The following is a 17,757-nucleotide window of genomic DNA, read 5'->3' on the forward strand; positions in this document are numbered from 1 at the left end:
AAAAATTCAGTTTAAATAAGAGACTTATATTACCATTCATAGCTTTTCACTATTAGCATTTCTCGTGTTAAATTAGATTGATTAATTTTGAGGTAAACTGTTGCATTCCTATTTGTTATTTGTTAAGGTGAAATTAAGTTCATATTATTTACTTCAATTCTTTATTTGAAGTGAGTTTAGAGGTGCAAATTTCATCAGTATATACCATGAGGAGAATGAGCTTCAATGAAAGGTATAGAAAGGGAAATTTGCCGAAGCGGCAATTACTCATGAACATTGTTGCTGGTTCTGTCATTTAATAAATACAGAACTGTCATATTCCTTTATGTCATAAAAAGGTATATGGAGGGCTATCTCACGCTGGAATGACCGTGCATTATTATTCCAAGCAGCAACGATGCCCTCGTTGTTGCTTTTGTTTTTATTCCAAACGGTTATTTGCGATTTAGCTCTATTCAAGAACTTTTGATGATGTCTTCTATTAAGAAGGCGACTAAATCTGTTGAATAGAGGTGTTTTTAATGAATTTCGGAAAATTATTAACTGCAATGGTTACACCGTTCGACCAAGATGGAGAAATCGATTACCATGCTACTAAATCATTAATTAATTATTTATTATCTAATGGATCAGACGGATTGGTTATTGGAGGAACTACAGGTGAATCTCCAACTTTAACTACAGAAGAAAAAGTTAGTTTATTCCAATATGTTGTGAAAGTGGTAGATGGCCGTGTACCAGTAATTGCAGGAACAGGTACAAATAGTACGAGAGCATCTATACAATTAACTAAAATGGCTGAGGATTCAGGTGTAGACGGGATCATGCTAGTAACCCCTTATTACAATAAGCCTAACCAAGAAGGTATATACCAACACTTTAAAGCAATTGCAGATTCAACAACATTACCAGTAATGCTTTATAACATTCCTGGAAGAAGTTCTGTAAACATGCATGAAGAAACAATTGTTCGTTTAGCTCAAATTGAAAATATTGTATGTATTAAAGAAGCTAGTGGAGATCTAGAAATGATGGCAAATATCATTCAACATACTCCAGATGATTTTTATGTTTATAGTGGGGATGATAGCCTCACGTTACCATTAATGTCTATCGGAGGACACGGAGTGGTTTCAGTAGCTTCTCATATAATCGGCAATGAGATGAAAGATATGATGATTTCCCACTATAATGGACATTCACAATATGCTGCAGCATTACACCGTGAATTGTTACCAATTATGAAGGGATTATTTATCGCACCTAATCCAACACCTGTTAAGGCTGCGATGGAAATGATAGGATTAAACGTAGGGTCAGTACGACTTCCACTTGTCCCACTAACGAATGAAGAACGACAATCATTATACAACATCATCAAACCAAATTTAATGTCCTCAGCAGGATGATAATAATAAACAAGCTTGTACACATAATTGTTGCAAGCTTGTTTTTTTGTGCAAAACCGTTCTATCTCCAACCAAAAGCAAATGTTCTGGCCGTTAAAAAGTACGACCTTACACTTTTAATACTGAAAATATAACTACAACTAAGTCTTTCTCCGTTCTATAAGTAAAGTTTTGTTTATCGATTAGAATATTTAATCACGAATACAAGTACTTCCTGATCTCTGCCTGAATCAACTTACTCGCACCTTTGCAAACGAGTTTACCGAGGAGTAGATGGCGACAGAAGCTAGTCGATTATAGAAAATGTTATCAATATGAGGGGATTTTATAAATTCAGTAAAAAACAAAGAAGACTATCGTAAAGATAGTCCTCTTTGTTGGCGGACTTGATGGGATTCGAACCCACAAAATGCTCAATAATTAGCTACGTAATCATTAGCAGCTCTGCCCTTTAAGCTACAAGTCCATTATCTGTTAAAGCTAGTATGTCCTTAAGTTAATCTTTTATCCAATTGAATATGAATTATCATACAAATTTTTTGTCTCCCACCTTTTTCTTCTTATGAATTTTTTAAAACTGTAAATTCTAATGTGTAAGATGCACTTTTTATTGCATTGAAAAATAAAGGGAATAATTCATAAATGGAGGCATGAAGTAATGGCTAAAAAAGATGGTGCAACAAAACAAAAGTCAAAAAGAAGACCTAAACATAAGACAAGTAGCAGTGCAAATGGAAGAAACAGTTATCATTAATATGGAAGTCGTATAAAAATAAAGGACTATTTGTACAATGGCCTCTATTTTAGGCTCTATTAGCGTTTAATGTTAATTTTTAATAATAAAATCGGACTTCTAATTTTATGGAAGTCCGATAATAGTTTATTCGCTTATTCAACTAACACACCCGTTCAATATGAGCACTTTAAGTTATTATGTTTGGCAAAAGATAAAGTGATCACTAGAATTCCAAACGTGCAAATGATCAGCATTATACCCACGTAGCCATAACACGCCACCAATTTTTCTAAGGTAAAAGCCTTTAGGAAAATCATCGTCTTTGCAAATAATTTCCGATGCTACTGTAATGGAGCCATATGGAGCTTGATTTTGATTTGAGGGATTACCCAAATAACCTTCAGGCTGATCCAAATATTTTAACCTTAGGTGAGGTCCCAGTTCTAGGGGACACAATTCCAATCCAAGTTCGTTCGCCCTTTTAAAAATCTGAGGCAAAGTAGCTCCATCAGAAAAGCCAAGATCTTCAACGGTTAATTCAACAATCTGCAGGCTATACTTTGCATCAGAAGTAGTAAATATATCATCAGACAACAGTTTCTTTGCATACTCATTCATCGAGATAGACTGTTGTTGCATAATTTGAATAAGCTGCGACTTCGTTAGCCCACCAACCTCTAATGTTCTAGTAACAAATGGACAATTAGGGTATATTCGCATTCACGTCACTCCCACAATTGGATACAAGAATCTAAATCAATAAGTACATTCTAAATACATTATATTAAACAAGAAATTGTGATCATTTTTCTTTAAAGATTGCACCCTATAGTGTAATAACGTGCGAGGTAAAGTAATTTGTAAAATTTTCATTCGACGTAAAGTGCCTAGGAGACAGGATGTCGATATTACGCCGTTGCCTACAGGACGTAGGCTGTACTTAGGCGTAATTGGGGCGCCTTGCGCTTTTCTTATATCAACTTATAGTTTTATTTTAAATGAATGTTTTGGATGTTTATATATAAGCTTAAATTGGTCATCATTCTTTAATTCGTCGTTTAAATTTTGCGGGGAGAACCATAACCCTTGTTGCTTAAAAGGATGATTAGCTCCAAAAAAATAACAAAGCCAAATTAGCTTAGAACAATAAATTGTAGTCCACAAATCCTTTAAATCCTTTGAAGGTAAAAAACTGAATTTAGGGCGATTTACCCCCTTCTCTAGTTTTTCTTTATACTTTTTATGATAACTTAATCCCCATTTAACTGCCTCATAACCTAATTTATCATTCTTAGGTCGAAATAATGCATACCATTGGTGGTCATCATAAAAATGACTTATTGGGGTTATGGAAATACTCTCTACGCGATTATTTGATTCTAATATTCGACTGTCATCAATTACTAATGCTGAATGTCCCATATAACCATCAGGTATACCTTTTTTATTATCACTTGCTACGATTATATCGCCACATTTAAAATCATGCTGCCGTTCTTGAGTATTCTCCCTCTCTTTATCTACCGTAAAAGAATAACCTTCTTCAACAATGTGTTCTTGAGAATGAAAGATGCACTTACCTTTAATATTTAGTAAATGGGTTCCGCCAGTAAGTGATTTCTTCGGTATAACAACCTCATTTTTTTGCCTACGAAATGATAGCTCTTGGTCATCAATAAATACTTTTATATAAGAAAAATTAATATAACTGTTAGTTCGTATGAATAATAAATCTTGAACATCATAAACTTCAAAATAATGCCTCGGATTTACAGTCATTAAAACACACCTCCCCTATCTACACTTTATGTAGAATATGGGCAGATGTGTTTTCTTCATTAAATTGGGACAAAAAGAATAGCGAAAGGGACTCCAAACAAATGTTCTGACAGGAAAAAAGTGCATTTTTGCTTTTTTTTAGCTGGCAGTTTATTTGATCTCGAATACAAGTATAACCTGAATCCTCTTCCTCGCACCTCTTTGATCAAGTTTACCGAGGAACAGTACTTTTGAATAATGGTATTTTTATAACAAAATTAATTCGAGTCTACTATTTGTTTCTTTATTTCTACTATGCCATTTCAGAAACAAATGTATTACGAAGCGTTCCGATTTCTTTAATTGAGCATTCTATGACTGCACCTGCTTTTACAAATTCAGCACCAACAGGACTTCCAGTTAAAATGACGTCACCTTTTTTAAGTGTCATAAATGTTGTAAGGTAAGAGATCATTTTTCTAATTGGAACAATCATTAATTCCGTTCCACTGTTTTGCTTTTGTACACCGTTCAAATGAGCTTCAACTGTAATATTAAAAGGGTTTAAGTCAGTCTCTATAACTGGTCCTAATGGAGTAAATGTATCAAATGATTTCCCTACTAACCAATGACCATCCTCACGGAAAAATTGAGGAGCTGTTACATCATTTCCCACAGTATAACCAAATACGTACTCTAAAACATCTTCTTCCGCAACATTCCTAGCATCTTTTCCAATAACAATAGCTAATTCAGATTCAAACTTTACCTCATCAATTTTTGCAGGAATAACAATTTCCTCGTTAGGTCCAATAACAGATGAAGTAGCTTTAAAGAAAAGAACTGGAATTTCTGGAAGGTCTGTAGGAAGCTCTTCAACGTTAGACACATAGTTAGCACCAATTCCAATTACTTGATTAGGCTCTAAAGGAGCTAGTAATTGAACCTCATTTTGTAGGAAAGTTTGTCCTGTATAATCCCATTCGCCGAAAATGTCACCTTTTATTTCTTTTATAACTCCCTCAGCAACAACCCCAGAATAAATGACTTCATCTTTCATAAATCTAGCAAATTTCATCATTAATTACTCCCTTCAGTTCAATAAAATATGTACGAAACTATATTATCATACTTTACGTGTAGCCTGTTTTCTTTCATCAAATTCTTCCTAGATTAGACAAAGTTCCAATTATTAAGAAAAATACATGTTTTTAGCAATGAATAGTATTATGAAATTATTGGTAATGAAATAACAAAGGTACTCCCTTCACCAATTTTACTACGTACCCAAATACTACCCTCATGCCCTTCTATAATTGATTTTGCGATTGCTAAACCTAAGCCTGTGCCACCGTAGTTACGGGATCTAGACTTATCACCTCGATAGAAATGCTCAAATATTTTTGGTATATCTTGCTCTTCGATACCACTCCCATTGTCTTCAATATAAAGTTCTAATGTATTTTCTGTTTCATTCAAAGTAGAGTTTATATTTAATTTTGTACTACCATATTGACATGAGTTTTCTAATAGATTTGTAATGACTTGAATTATTCTTTTTTCATCAATGTTAATTACTACATCTGGAAATGGGGAATTAATGAAAAGTGTTATATTCATTTGCTCCATCATATCTAATTTTTGTTGTTGAAAGATATCTTCGAAAAATGCTTTACTATTGACTAATGACTTATCTAAAGTTAACTGATCTAATTCCATTTTTGAAAACTCGAATAAGTCTTCTATTAAACGATTAAGCTGCTCTGTTTTGGAAAGAATTACATGTAAATATCTTTTTTTCATTTCTTCATTTTGCACAATCCCATCATTTATTCCTTCAACATATCCCTTAATAGACTGTAGCGGCGTTCTTAAATCATGAGAGATGGTTGCAATTAATTCTTTTCGATTTTTTTCATATTGCTCCTGCCTTTTATTTAATTGCTTAAGATGATCCCTCATTAGATTAAACCCTTGAATAAATTTCCCAATCTCATCATGTTTTGAATAATTAATTTTGTAATCTAAATTCCCCTCTTTCATTTCTTCTGTTGCAATATAAATTTGTTTTAATGGAATTAATATTGTCCGTGAAATATACACAGTCCACCCTATAATAAGGGTAATAAATAAGAGTATGCCAATTCCAAAAATAATTAAAATAGAGATTATTACTTCATAAATTGGTTGAGAAACACCGTATGCTATGGAATTTGATTTGAACTCAATAGACAATACCTCTCCTGAAAGGACTTGGATTTGTGATAGTCTAAGAGTAAACAAAAAGTCGTTACGATTGCCGTGACTAGTTGATTTAAAAATTTCATTACCATCATTTGAAATAATTATTATTTCTATATCCTCTTGATACATTAGTGGTTCAATTAATTCATAAAATTTATCCGGCTGTTCAAGCAGTTCATAATTTTTCATAACAAAATTATAAATTGCATCATAATACTCTTCTAATCCCTCATCAATTTCTTCTCCACTATGTTCTAAGTAAGTAGAATAGAAAAAAAGAAGTCCAATAACTGCTACAATAGGTAATATTACACTCGTTAAAAATGCTGCAAGCAATCTTGCTTTTAATTTCATGAAAATTTACTCCCATCAAATTTATAACCAATTCCCCAGACAGTTAAAATAAAAGCTGGTCTTGATGGATTTTCTTCAATTTTTTCTCTGATTTTCCGAATATAAACAGTAACTGTACTAATATCACCATAGCTATCATATCCCCAAATTTTACTAAAAAGTTGCTCTTTTGAAAAAACCTGGCCTTTATTGCTAGCCATGAAATGTAAAATTTCAAATTCTTTTGCCGATAAATCAACCTTCTTCTCTCCAACAGAAACAGAATATCCATCTTCATCAATCAGCAGTGGTCCAAATTTTAATATCTTGTTCTTTGGAAATCCTGAAAACTCTTTATAACGACGAAGTTGAGCTTTTATTCGAGCTACAAGCTCTCCTGGACTAAATGGTTTAGCTATATAGTCGTCTGCTCCAATTCCAAGGCCAATAATTTTATCAGTTTCACTTTTTTTAGCACTCATCATAATGATTGGAACATTTGATACTTTTCTAATAGTACGGCATACTTCAATGCCATCTAATTTTGGAAGCATTATATCTAATACAATAAGAATGGGATTTTCTTGCTTAAATATTGATAAGGCTTCTTCACCATCCTTTGCCAGTACGACATGAAAATCGTTAACATTAAGGTAATCTCTCACTAATTCACCAATTTCTTTTTCATCCTCAACTATTAGGATAGTATCTTCCATAGTAATTGCTCCCCTTTTTATGCTTTTCCTTACTTAATTATAGTCAATTAGTCACTTGTATGAAAACCTTCTTATTAAAGGTTTCTTTCTATATTAAGCATCGACATCACGAAAATTAAACATAATCCACGAAATAACTAGAAAGAAAATGTAGTATATAGAAAGTACAATTAGTGAAAATGTCAAAGTCATACCTTCTACCATGGGAGTACCATTAAAAAATTGATTTAAATTTGTATTAGCAAATAGGATATATTTAACCCAGTTATAATCATTGAAAAGCATAACAAGCTGTTGTCCAGTAAACATTAAAAAAATGGATATACCAATTGCTAATGAATTACTTCTAAACACCGTTGACACCATAAAAGCAAAAGTTACCATCATTACTAAATCAACCGCTTGAATTCCGTATAATAATAATGTTTGTGTAATCATATTTCGTTCTATTACTTTTCCATCAGTAAATGTTAAAGAGGGTAGTTCTATTCCATCAAAACCAAATAGAATTATACCTATAACAAAAGAGGATATTACCATAATACAAATTAAAAATAATGCAAATAAAAGAGTGGAAATATATTTAGAAAATAAAATTTTGTAACGGGATACTGGACGAATTAACAATAATTTAATCGTTCCTGAGGAAAACTCACCAGCAACAATTCCAGCCCCAATGACAATAGTAAAAAGTGCCGCTATACTAGTAAAATCAGGAGCAGAATTCATAAATCCCCAAAATGTTTGAGAATCTAATGGCGGTAAGTTATTTTCAATTCGATATTCATTAATTGCTACCTGTTCGTGTAATGATTGAGTTGAAATTCCAATTATGTTTGAACTTTCAATTTCTTCAATTTGTTCAATTAATTGAATATTTGTCATTTGGAGCTGTTCTTCCCATCTCTCACTATTTTCCTCAACAAAAAAGAATTTAGTAAAGAAGGCTGCAACAACTATAACTAAGAATAATAGACCTATCATTACCCATGTTCCTAAGCGTTTATAGATTTTCATGTTTTCATTTTTTATCAATGGTATTAGGTTAAACATTGGAATCACCTCCAGTTATTTCAATAAACTTATCCTCTAACGTTTTTTGTTCAGAACGGATTCCGAATATCTGGAAATTTTGATTAATTAATATTTTTGTGAAAGTAGTTATTTCTTCAGCTCTAATATTCATTTCAACGACAGAACCTTTTAGCTGTATATGCACATTAGGATACTTTTCCTTTATTAAGTTAAATGCTTTTTCTGGGGGACTGACTTTAAATTGAACCATTTTTTGATGATCGTCAACCATACTTTGTACCGATTCAACACTTATTAACTCACCATTATGAATGATACCTATCCGTTCACACATAAGCTCCATTTCTGTAAGTAGATGGCTTGAAACGAAGACAGTGATGTTTTCTTTGTGGGCAAGTCTACGTATATATGCTCGAATTTCTCGTATTCCAGCAGGATCTAATCCATTTGTTGGTTCATCTAAAATGAGAAAAGATGGAGAATGAAGCAATGCTTGCGCAATCCCTAACCTCTGACGCATTCCTAGTGAGTACGTTTTAACCTTGTCATTGATTCTTGTTTCTAGACCGACAAGATTTATTATTTCAGTAATTCGATCTTTTTTTATATTTGGAGTCATTCTTGAATAATGAATTAAGTTATCGTAACCTGTTAAAAAATTGTACATTTCAGGATTTTCAATGATTCCTCCTACATGACTAATAGCTTTTTCAAAATTTCTTTTTATACTAAAGCCATTAATTAAAATTTCACCTTCAGTCATTTTCATTAGCCCTACAAGCATCCGGATTGTTGTCGTTTTCCCTGCTCCATTTGGTCCGAGAAACCCAAAAACTTCACCACGATAAAGATTTAATGATAGGTCACGAATAATCTCCGAAGACCCAATTCGCTTTTTTACATTAATTAATTGTACAAATGGTTCTTTTTCCACATTTAAACCTCCTTCGTATTATCTAATTTGCATTATGAAGACAAAAGCTTAATAGCTACTTATAAAATTATTAAAAAAGTATTAAAATTTTTATTAAGGTTATTATGTTCGACGAAAATCATTTTAATATTTCTGGTAGGATGTGAACGGGAAGTTATGTATAAATTTTCCTTATTCCTCTGAATATTAGAAACTAAAAAAGATGAAGGACAGTCCTCCACCTTTTTTAGTGATTCATATTAAGTTTTTTAATTAAACGTTTGTTTAAATAAAAGTATATGATATTACCCCTTATTTTTTCTTGTTTTTTTCTAACATTTTTGCAATAGTACCAAAGTTGATAGACTTAGGATCATTAACTATTGCATGAACGAGTTGATCCTCTTGTTCCTTTGGTACTTTCTTATTTGCTAGTTTTCCTACTTCTTGTATAATCTCTCGTACAGTTTTTTCATCCCTAAAATTAGCTCCTTTTATTGACTCAGCAAACTTAAACACTTCTTGCATATTAACCCCAGATTTTTTTTCTATATTTTTAAATAAATCGTTACTCATAATGCCCCTCCCTTCATACATAAAGTTATCTTTTATCATTTATTTTCAAAGTGTTTTCTTATATTCAATGTATGCTTGTTTGCTTCAGATTGATTAGACGTATCAATTAGTTTGATTAATAACGGTTGGATGAGAGGTTATATATCGTACTAGGGGAAGAAATCCCCACTAGCCACCACCTTCAACTTTGGATAAGAATATCATCATCCCCCCTAGTTGCTAATCGTTTTATATTGCTAATCAGTTATTTATAGAACTTTTAAAATCTAATTTAACCCAAAAAAACAGACCAAATTTTCATGGTCTGTTAAGTAACACTTTATTTACTGAAAATTTTCGATTATTCCACGGTGTTTTTCTCGGATTACTAAGGTCAAAATTAGTAATAGCTTTCCTTTATTAAAAAGCAAATACGTGATTACCAATTGTAGTAGACACTGTTCTACTCCTTACCCATTGATCATTTGTTTTGTCTGGGTTGTAAAAGAAAAGTGATCCATTTGTTGGATCTTCTCCATTTATAGCACGCATTGCCGCTTCCATATTAGTACTATTAGGTTTTGCTTGGTGTATGGAACCAGTTCCTGCAGGAGTAAATTGGTAATGGCCATGACTTTTTTCAAATATTACCTCTTTCACAGTATTTGGAAACAAGTCACTATTTACTCGATTCATAATAACAGCACCTACCGCTATTTGACCGTCTAATGACTCCCCTCTTGCTTCACTATAAATCATGTTGGCTAGCCATTGTAATTCCTCTTGATTTATAGCGGATTCACTTTCAGCAGCTCTATCGTCAGTTGATGGTGTTGATGCAACTCCATTAGTATTTGTTGAGGGTATTGTTAAAGCTTGTCCGACTCTTAAGAAGTCACTTGTAAGATTGTTTGCTGTTTTTATTGCATTTACTGTCGTTCCATATTTTACGGCTATTCCTGATAGGGTATCTCCTGAAATTACGGTATAGGTCGTTGCCCTTTCTTGCGTTGGTTTTTCGTAAGGAGACGCTGATACTTCTCCTCCTGGTATCGTTAAAGCTTGTCCGACTCTTAAGAAGTCACTTGTAAGATTGTTTGCTGTTTTTATTGCATTTACTGTCGTTCCATATTTTACGGCTATTCCTGATAGGGTATCTCCTGAAATTACGGTATAAGTCGTTGCCCTTTCTTGCGTTGGTTTTTCGTAAGGAGACGCTGATACTTCTCCTCCTGGTACTGTTAAAGTTTGTCCGACTCTTAAGAAGTCATTTGTAAGATTGTTTGCTGTTTTTATTGCATTCACTGTCGTACCATATTTTACGGCTATTCCTGATAGGGTATCTCCTGAAATTACGGTATAGGTCGTTGCCCTTTCTTGCGTTGGTTTTTCGTAAGGAGACGCTGATACTTCTCCTCCTGGTACTGTTAAAGCTTGTCCGACTCTTAAGAAGTCATTTGTAAGATTGTTTGCTGTTTTTATTGCATTCACTGTCGTACCATATTTTACGGCTATTCCTGATAGGGTATCTCCAGATACAACAGTATATGTTGTAGACAATTGTTCATTTTGCAACTGATTTGTAGTTGTTGTAGCAGTAGGTATGGTTAAGGTTTGACCTATTTGTAATATATCCGTGTTTAACTTATTGATAGCTTTTAAATCATTTACTGTAGTATTAAATCTAACGGCTAAATTCCAAAGGTTATCACCTGATTTTACTGTGTAGCTAGAAGTTACTGAATTTTGTTGAACTGTATTATTAGTATTTTCAGCAGCTTCAGCTGTATTTGTCTTAATGGGAGCAAAAGCCAATGTAGAAACTAATATAGCACCTCCCATAATTTTTACTAGCTTAACATTTATGTTTGTAAATTTAGCTTTAATATAGTGAGTAGCTTCTTCCTCAATTGATTCCTTTCTCTTTTCACTTAATTTCCCTAACTCATTTGAAAATTCATTAGAATAATTTAAATACAATGTAATTTCATAACCTTCTGGAGTTTTATTCATTTTATGATGACTGAAAATATCCATGTTGCCCTCCTTTAACCATTACTATGCCCTAAAAAATTTTTTTTAAGATTAATCAATTAGCAATGGTTATATATCGCAATATACGAATGAAAGGCAAACTGTTTTTTGTTCTTTGTAACATTATGTTATGATCATCTAAAAAATGGGAGGATTTTTTGTTATGGAAAAATTTTATAACATTGGTGATATTGTGACAGGTATTTATAAAACAGGTAAATATATAGGTGAAATAACTGAGGTGAAAAAAGATCGATATGTAATAAGTATATTAGCCGTTGTAAAGCATCCTCAACAAGGTGATTTACATCATCCAAAAGGGATTAATGTTCCATTCTTTCATGAACGTCGTGCCCTTGCATTCAAAGAAAAAACAAATATTCCAAAAGCATATATAAAAGAATATAAAAGTGAAATACCCTTATATGTAGAATCATTAAAAGACGCATTAAAGAAAGAAAAGGACGTGCTAATTTCTGATGAAAGTGAATGGGCTAAAAAATCTTTAGAGTTATTAAATAACCTCGAAAAAGAATATTTTAAACAAAAATAGGATAAATTGCTGAAAAGGGATCCCTACACAGAGATCCCCTTTACCAATGAATTTTTATCTCTTACCATAAAACATCTAGTACATCTCCACTATACCAATTCGTATCAATGTTACAGGTTTCTGCATCAATACCATATTGCCAACCAGCAATTAATGATCCTTCTGGAGCCTCAGGATTATATTCTGGGGCATTTTCTTCTGTCGTTATTCCTGCATCTGGTGACGACGTCCATACATAATAATTATCAAGTAGATCGGAATTCTCTTCTACTGCTGCTTCAAATGCAACATATAATTCTCGGTCAGGATGAAAGATTCCATATACTCCTGGGGTATACTCAGATTCTTCAATCGTATCATACCAACCTAATAAGAATGCAGAATCAATTGGATAAATTGGTTCTACATTTGCAAATAAAGCAACTTCTTCAGGAATACCGAAGTCTCTTGCCATTTCAATTGCTGCTTCCGCTTCACTTTGCCCTTTTTCATATCCAGTTGCATCAGTAAAGTGATTCCAAATAACTAAAATTTGGATGTCATTTTCATGTAATAACTCTACCTCTTCGTGCGTTAGACCGTAGGAGACACCTTCTTTATCTCCTAAGTAGCGTCCCCATATTTGAGGATCTCCAAAATTCTCTGTTACACATGCTAACATACTTTCTGTTGTTAAACTAGCTGAATCAACACCCCATACAGGTTCTGATGATTCACCATTTGTAGCATCTCCATTATCTTGCCCATTTCCGTTTGTATCGCCATTTGTATCTCCGTTATCTTGATCGTCTCCATTTCCATTTCCATTAGCAGGGTCGTCTACTTCTTCCCCTTCACCAACAACATTATTTTCTATGTTATTAATAAAATTATTTGTCACATTAACATCAATATTGTTTGAAACACTATTGTCAATATTAAATCCACTATAAATATTATTTAAAATAGCATTCCTTACATCAGCGAAGTCTCCTTCTATAATGTTTTCAATATTATTATTGACTTCAGCCGCATTACCATCAATTTCGTTTGTAATAGAATTATCTATGTTACCACTTTTCCCCGTAATATTATTCGTAATGGAATTATCCACAGTTCCATTATCCCCAATATTAATATTGTTTTCTATTGTACTATTTATCTGTGAATCTTCTCCTTCAATTTGGTTTTCTATGGAATTTTCCACAGTATTACTGCTTTCTCCATTTCCATCTGAAGTGCTGCTTTCCAATTCACTTTCAGTTAATTTTGCAGCAACAGGGTCATCTCGATCACTACTACCATACATATAAAAACTAAAAGCAGTAACGATGAACAGCATAAAGGCTGTAATAAAAGGAATTAGCCTCTTAACATACATCTTTCATACCTCCTTTGCACATATGCATTGTACGCAAGAGGGAAGAAAAATGTGAAAATTTAAAATATAAAAAGAATTGCCCATGAACACAATAGTTTAACAAAACAAATAAAAAGCCAATGCCCAGAGAATATTCCCTGTACATTGGCTAAATAGAATAATCGATTAAATAAACATAATTATATGCTTGTCAAGAAGGATTTATCTAAAGGCTGGAGGTACAAATCCTCATTCTTGCAATCCTTTACCTGGTGGTGTTCTACCTTAATCCGTCCATATTAAATCGAAAGCAATATTATTATCACATGTGCGACTGGCAAACCTTCTCCACCAACCTTAAATCCACAAATAAGGAAAATGAGAAGAAAAATGGAGAACTTAATGCACATGCTTAAATACACACAAGAAAAAATTTTCTAGTTGACTCTAAAACAAGAAAAATGGTAAACTTTTAATACCAACTAAACGCATAGGATTAATTAAAATAAATCAGCATATCCTTAATAAGATTGATAACGATGAAGGTTACAAGAAGCAAAAATTATAAATAAAATCATTAAGGAAGCTTTACATAATTAATGAAACATCTCTGTTTGCGGAAAGCGAAGGGGAACGAAATGAAATAAAAATTTTAATACATTTAGAGGTGTAAAATGAAAAACAACGAGTTCTTTAAAATCATTCAAGGTGCAGAGTCCTTCCATTATGACGGAAATAGCACCGGTATCTTAATATGTCATGGTTTTCTAGGAACACCACAAAGCATGGAATATTTAGGACAAGCTTTTGCTAATAAAGGTTATACAGTAAGAGCACCTCGATTAAGAGGTCATGGAACGCACTATTTTGATCTTGAAAAAGCTACCTTTACTGATTGGATACATGAACTTGAAGAAAATTATCTTCAGCTAAAGGACAAATGCTCACAAGTTTTTGTATTAGGTCAATCTATGGGGGGATTACTCTCTTTATTAATTGCTAGTAAGTTTAAAGACGTTTCTGGTGTTATTACGATTAATGTTGCATTCGAAGTTCCTGACTATGAACAATATAGAAATAAGCTTTTACCAAATTATATAGAGGAAGGCCCTCCCGATATAAATAACAAGGAAGTTAAAGAAATAACTTATCCTTATGTACCTTTAAAATCTATTAATGAGCTATTAAAGCTTATAGATTTCACGAAAGATCAAATAACTTCAATAAAAAGCCCTGTACTACTCATGCATTCTAAAGTAGATAATGTCGTCCCACCTATTAGTTCAAAAATTATCTATGAACGCTTAAAAACAACAAAAAAAGAGCTTGTACAATTAAATAATTCTTGTCATGTTGCTTCCATGGATTTTGATCAAGATAAGATTGTTATAGATACAGATCGTTTTATTACATCTATTGTAAATTTTCAATACGAATTAAATCATATCAGTACACCATAATGAATGTTAGAAGAAACTAGGTTCTTTACCTTGTTTCTTTTTCTATTATTAAGACAATATTTCGAAAAACACGGATCAATTTATCATATTGTCACATTTTATTTTATAAAAGAAATCAGACATATGATACCTTAAAAAGAGAGTGGTTTAGAAGTATAACTGGAGGTTTTACAGATGAGTCAAAAAGAAAAAACGGCGGATAAGATTTTATTAGCAGCAATAGATATTATGCAATTAAAAGGATTTTCAGCTACAACAACAAGAGAAATTGCCTTAGCTGCAGGGGTATCTGAAATGACATTATTTAGAACATTTCGTTCTAAACAAGAGATATTAGACGGAATTGTTGAAAAGTATTCATATGCTTTTACAATGAAAAGAGTTTTTAATGAAGAGTTAACATATGAACTAGAGCATGATCTTGCTACTGTTAGTAGAACCTATCAACTATTTATGGAAAAAAATAAAAAAATTGTCCTGTTAGCCTATAAAGAATGTAACGTACATGATCATATTTCTGAAAGATTAACGGCAAATCCACGACTAATCAAATCATATTTGATGGATTATTTTGAAGAAATGAAGAAAAAAAATAAAATAGGTAACATTAATATAGAATTACAAGTAATGAATTTTTTATGGATGAATTTAGGCTATTTTTCTGCACAATTTATTTCGGGAACTAAAGTAGCTCAAATTCCATTAGAAACCTTTATCGAACATAGTGTTAAAACTTTTGCTATTGGATTAAAAGGAGAGTAATTACTGACCACCTCCACATTCTATGATTTTAGGTAACTAACAATAAATTAATCATATTGTTTTTTGGAACATATTGGACATTAGATGAATACCTTATAGTTAGATATCCTTAGTATATTAAATTTGGTGAAGATTTTTTATGAAGGGATGAGGAGGGAAAATAATGCCAAAGTATAGGCAAAAACCAAAGGTGGTAGAGGCAATTAAAATTACTCGTCTTATGACGATTGAAACAGCTGAAGGTAGAGTTACTGGAAATCCCGGAGATTATCTCATTACTGATACAAATGGAGAGCAGTATCCTTTAGAGAGTCACATTTTCGAAAAAAACTATGAACCTATAAAAGATCGAATTAATATAAAGCTTTTTATTAGAAAATCCTTAAGGAAAGTAAAAGTGAAATCAAAAGAAATCATAGATAAAAGTAAATAACCCAATCTTTTATAATGTAAAAAAACATGTTCCACAGCAAATGGATACATGTTTTTTATTAGTTCATTTGTATAAAAGTAATTTATACATTTATATTTTTAGTATAGTTACTCATCCAACAATACTTTCTTTTTTTTCAACTGCTTTTTATTTATTTTGAACATTTTATTATACATAAAGAAACCGATAATCACACATAGTTCACTAAAGACACCGACAGATTGTGCTAAGGCTCCAATTGCCCCATTCCAGTAAGAAAAATAAGAAACAGAAATAAATAATACAATCAAAGTAACTGCTAAGTTAGTCATTTGAGAAAAAACCATAAAGCGTGTTTGACTTTTTAACATTAGTAGCCCATTACAGAAATCAAGGTAAGGAAATACAAGTGTAAAAATAACAAACACTCTTAATGCTTGTAAAGTGGCTTCTATTAATCTATCATTTAGACCCATTGCATGCTCAAGGAACCATGGTCCTATAATTGTATAGGTGAAAATAGTTAGAAGAATAGAAGGAAATAAACCCATAACAAAACTAAATTTCACAACTTTTTTTGCATCAATGTTGAAAAAGTTAAGTACTATTTGATGGGTATAGGAAAAAAAGCTTGAAACTAATTGAGTTATACTCAATGCAACTGCATATGAGGCAATTGATAACTCTATCATTGAAGTTTTACCTAAAAACACATTAATACTTGGACCAATTAAAACCGTGAATAATGATGACAAAACAAGTGGTGAATAAAAGGTGAAAATTTGCTTTTTCTTGCGAATGTGATGCTTTTCATACTCTTCTGGTAAAGACCTAACAACGTGTCTACCTTCCCACACACTAACACAACATTCAATAAACATACCAGCTAAGAAAATAATTGCTCCAGTTCTTCCAGTGATTGTTCCAAACGAAATAAAGTATAAAGATAGAAGATACATTAAGGTTAAACGAACACCCATTCCAATCGTAATCCACTTCGTTCTTCTATTTGAGATAATAATACCTTGATAAAGACAACGCAAAGCAGAGAAAATGGTAACGAATAATAGCACTTGATATGTATGTTTTACTTGAAAAGCCATTTCTTGATCAATACCAAATGTAGTACCAATAAGCCACGTACCTATTGGTGTAAAAGCAATGAGTGCAGAAAAGATAAACAAAAATAGGATAACATACATTGTAACCGCATACATTTGACTAAATGATATTTTATCTTTTACAAGAGCCGAACAACTCTGCCTAAGCAATACAGCTGTTTTTTCTGTAAATACAAATATACTCATTGCAATAGCATAGCTAGCAATAAGAAATTCAGCATTCTCTGCACGACCTAGTGTACTATTGATAATAACATGTGAAGTTGTTACCAAACTCGCAGAAATACCTAATGGAATAAAAAAGAAAAGTAATGTTTTTATTCTAATTTGTTCGTCTTCTTCATTTATCATACCCTTACCAACACCTTTTGCCATTA

General features: G+C 32.3%; 16 protein-coding genes, 1 tRNA gene and 1 riboswitch. Of the genes, 5 read left to right on the plus strand and 12 right to left on the minus strand.

Translation table 11 applies throughout. From position 1 onward, the window contains the following. The first annotated feature begins 169 nt into the window (after nucleotides 1–169). Nucleotides 170–361: riboswitch (Lysine riboswitch) on the plus strand. A gap of 160 nt (nucleotides 362–521) precedes the next feature. After that, complete coding sequence (dapA, locus tag QA612_RS13185) at nucleotides 522–1,409, plus strand: 4-hydroxy-tetrahydrodipicolinate synthase (RefSeq protein WP_278284282.1); 888 nt, start codon at nucleotides 522–524, stop codon at nucleotides 1,407–1,409. A gap of 378 nt (nucleotides 1,410–1,787) precedes the next feature. On the opposite strand, the gene QA612_RS13190 is transcribed toward dapA, so the two are convergent. From QA612_RS13190 to QA612_RS13235, 10 genes are all read right to left on the minus strand, one after another. Beyond that, a tRNA-OTHER gene (locus QA612_RS13190) sits at nucleotides 1,788–1,875 on the minus strand. 465 nt (nucleotides 1,876–2,340) lie between these two features. Continuing rightward, nucleotides 2,341–2,865, minus strand: coding sequence for a helicase (locus tag QA612_RS13195; protein WP_278284283.1), 525 nt, complete (start codon nucleotides 2,863–2,865; stop codon nucleotides 2,341–2,343). Between the two features lie 261 nt (nucleotides 2,866–3,126). Next, the gene (locus tag QA612_RS13200; protein WP_278284284.1) at nucleotides 3,127–3,924 is read right to left on the minus strand and encodes a C40 family peptidase; all 798 of its coding nucleotides are present in this window, start codon (nucleotides 3,922–3,924) and stop codon (nucleotides 3,127–3,129) included. A 292-nt stretch (nucleotides 3,925–4,216) separates the two neighbouring features. Next, a complete protein-coding gene (locus QA612_RS13205; RefSeq protein ID WP_278284285.1) occupies nucleotides 4,217–4,981 on the minus strand; it encodes a fumarylacetoacetate hydrolase family protein in 765 nt (254 codons plus the stop codon). 149 nt (nucleotides 4,982–5,130) lie between these two features. Then, nucleotides 5,131–6,501 (minus strand): sensor histidine kinase, encoded by a 1,371-nt coding sequence (locus tag QA612_RS13210; protein ID WP_278284286.1) that lies wholly within the window; start codon nucleotides 6,499–6,501, stop codon nucleotides 5,131–5,133. Next, nucleotides 6,498–7,196 (minus strand): response regulator transcription factor, encoded by a 699-nt coding sequence (locus QA612_RS13215; RefSeq protein ID WP_278284287.1) that lies wholly within the window; start codon nucleotides 7,194–7,196, stop codon nucleotides 6,498–6,500. Before QA612_RS13215 ends, QA612_RS13210 begins: the two co-directional genes overlap by 4 nt. A gap of 93 nt (nucleotides 7,197–7,289) precedes the next feature. Beyond that, complete coding sequence (locus tag QA612_RS13220) at nucleotides 7,290–8,249, minus strand: ABC transporter permease (protein ID WP_278284288.1); 960 nt, start codon at nucleotides 8,247–8,249, stop codon at nucleotides 7,290–7,292. Beyond that, entirely contained in the window at nucleotides 8,242–9,165 is a 924-nt protein-coding gene (locus QA612_RS13225; RefSeq protein ID WP_278284289.1) for an ABC transporter ATP-binding protein, read from the minus strand. Before QA612_RS13225 ends, QA612_RS13220 begins: the two co-directional genes overlap by 8 nt. Nucleotides 9,166–9,456: 291 nt before the next feature. Continuing rightward, nucleotides 9,457–9,720 (minus strand): stage VI sporulation protein F, encoded by a 264-nt coding sequence (locus tag QA612_RS13230; protein ID WP_278284290.1) that lies wholly within the window; start codon nucleotides 9,718–9,720, stop codon nucleotides 9,457–9,459. A 399-nt stretch (nucleotides 9,721–10,119) separates the two neighbouring features. Then, nucleotides 10,120–11,736, minus strand: coding sequence for a LysM peptidoglycan-binding domain-containing protein (locus QA612_RS13235; protein ID WP_278284291.1), 1,617 nt, complete (start codon nucleotides 11,734–11,736; stop codon nucleotides 10,120–10,122). A 160-nt stretch (nucleotides 11,737–11,896) separates the two neighbouring features. On the opposite strand from QA612_RS13235, the gene kapB reads away from it, so the two are divergent. Next, nucleotides 11,897–12,286, plus strand: a complete 390-nt coding sequence (gene kapB / locus QA612_RS13240) for a kinase-associated lipoprotein KapB (protein WP_278284292.1) — start codon at nucleotides 11,897–11,899, stop codon at nucleotides 12,284–12,286. A 61-nt stretch (nucleotides 12,287–12,347) separates the two neighbouring features. Here the strand turns inward: kapB and QA612_RS13245 are convergent, their stop codons facing one another. Beyond that, nucleotides 12,348–13,646 (minus strand): glycoside hydrolase domain-containing protein, encoded by a 1,299-nt coding sequence (locus tag QA612_RS13245; protein ID WP_278284293.1) that lies wholly within the window; start codon nucleotides 13,644–13,646, stop codon nucleotides 12,348–12,350. A gap of 653 nt (nucleotides 13,647–14,299) precedes the next feature. On the opposite strand from QA612_RS13245, the gene QA612_RS13250 reads away from it, so the two are divergent. From QA612_RS13250 to QA612_RS13260, 3 genes are all read left to right on the plus strand, one after another. Then, the gene (locus tag QA612_RS13250) at nucleotides 14,300–15,085 is read left to right on the plus strand and encodes an alpha/beta hydrolase (protein ID WP_278284294.1); all 786 of its coding nucleotides are present in this window, start codon (nucleotides 14,300–14,302) and stop codon (nucleotides 15,083–15,085) included. 174 nt (nucleotides 15,086–15,259) lie between these two features. Next, nucleotides 15,260–15,847, plus strand: a complete 588-nt coding sequence (locus tag QA612_RS13255) for a TetR/AcrR family transcriptional regulator (protein WP_278284295.1) — start codon at nucleotides 15,260–15,262, stop codon at nucleotides 15,845–15,847. 163 nt (nucleotides 15,848–16,010) lie between these two features. Then, nucleotides 16,011–16,280 carry a hypothetical protein gene (locus QA612_RS13260; RefSeq protein ID WP_278284296.1) on the plus strand — a complete coding sequence of 90 codons (270 nt, stop codon included), beginning with the start codon at nucleotides 16,011–16,013 and terminating at the stop codon, nucleotides 16,278–16,280. Nucleotides 16,281–16,387: 107 nt separating this feature from the next. On the opposite strand, the gene QA612_RS13265 is transcribed toward QA612_RS13260, so the two are convergent. Next, a complete protein-coding gene (locus QA612_RS13265) occupies nucleotides 16,388–17,731 on the minus strand; it encodes a multi antimicrobial extrusion protein MatE (protein WP_278284297.1) in 1,344 nt (447 codons plus the stop codon). Between the last annotated feature and the right edge of the window lie 26 nt (nucleotides 17,732–17,757).

The organism is Evansella sp. AB-P1 (assembly GCF_029688925.1).
Lineage (GTDB): Bacteria > Bacillota > Bacilli > Bacillales > Salisediminibacteriaceae > Evansella.

Bases quoted from the DNA above. Each gene is read 5' to 3' on its own strand.
- dapA (WP_278284282.1), top strand. From the start codon at position 522: ATGAATTTCGGAAAATTATTAACTGCAATGGTTACACCGTTCGACCAA.
- QA612_RS13195 (WP_278284283.1), bottom strand. From the start codon at position 2,865: ATGCGAATATACCCTAATTGTCCATTTGTTACTAGAACATTAGAGGTT.
- QA612_RS13200 (WP_278284284.1), bottom strand. From the start codon at position 3,924: ATGACTGTAAATCCGAGGCATTATTTTGAAGTTTATGATGTTCAAGAT.
- QA612_RS13205 (WP_278284285.1), bottom strand. From the start codon at position 4,981: ATGAAATTTGCTAGATTTATGAAAGATGAAGTCATTTATTCTGGGGTT.
- QA612_RS13210 (WP_278284286.1), bottom strand. From the start codon at position 6,501: ATGAAATTAAAAGCAAGATTGCTTGCAGCATTTTTAACGAGTGTAATA.
- QA612_RS13215 (WP_278284287.1), bottom strand. From the start codon at position 7,196: ATGGAAGATACTATCCTAATAGTTGAGGATGAAAAAGAAATTGGTGAA.
- QA612_RS13220 (WP_278284288.1), bottom strand. From the start codon at position 8,249: ATGTTTAACCTAATACCATTGATAAAAAATGAAAACATGAAAATCTAT.
- QA612_RS13230 (WP_278284290.1), bottom strand. From the start codon at position 9,720: ATGAGTAACGATTTATTTAAAAATATAGAAAAAAAATCTGGGGTTAAT.
- QA612_RS13235 (WP_278284291.1), bottom strand. From the start codon at position 11,736: ATGGATATTTTCAGTCATCATAAAATGAATAAAACTCCAGAAGGTTAT.
- kapB (WP_278284292.1), top strand. From the start codon at position 11,897: ATGGAAAAATTTTATAACATTGGTGATATTGTGACAGGTATTTATAAA.
- QA612_RS13245 (WP_278284293.1), bottom strand. From the start codon at position 13,646: ATGTATGTTAAGAGGCTAATTCCTTTTATTACAGCCTTTATGCTGTTC.
- QA612_RS13250 (WP_278284294.1), top strand. From the start codon at position 14,300: ATGAAAAACAACGAGTTCTTTAAAATCATTCAAGGTGCAGAGTCCTTC.
- QA612_RS13255 (WP_278284295.1), top strand. From the start codon at position 15,260: ATGAGTCAAAAAGAAAAAACGGCGGATAAGATTTTATTAGCAGCAATA.
- QA612_RS13260 (WP_278284296.1), top strand. From the start codon at position 16,011: ATGCCAAAGTATAGGCAAAAACCAAAGGTGGTAGAGGCAATTAAAATT.
- QA612_RS13265 (WP_278284297.1), bottom strand. From the start codon at position 17,731: ATGATAAATGAAGAAGACGAACAAATTAGAATAAAAACATTACTTTTC.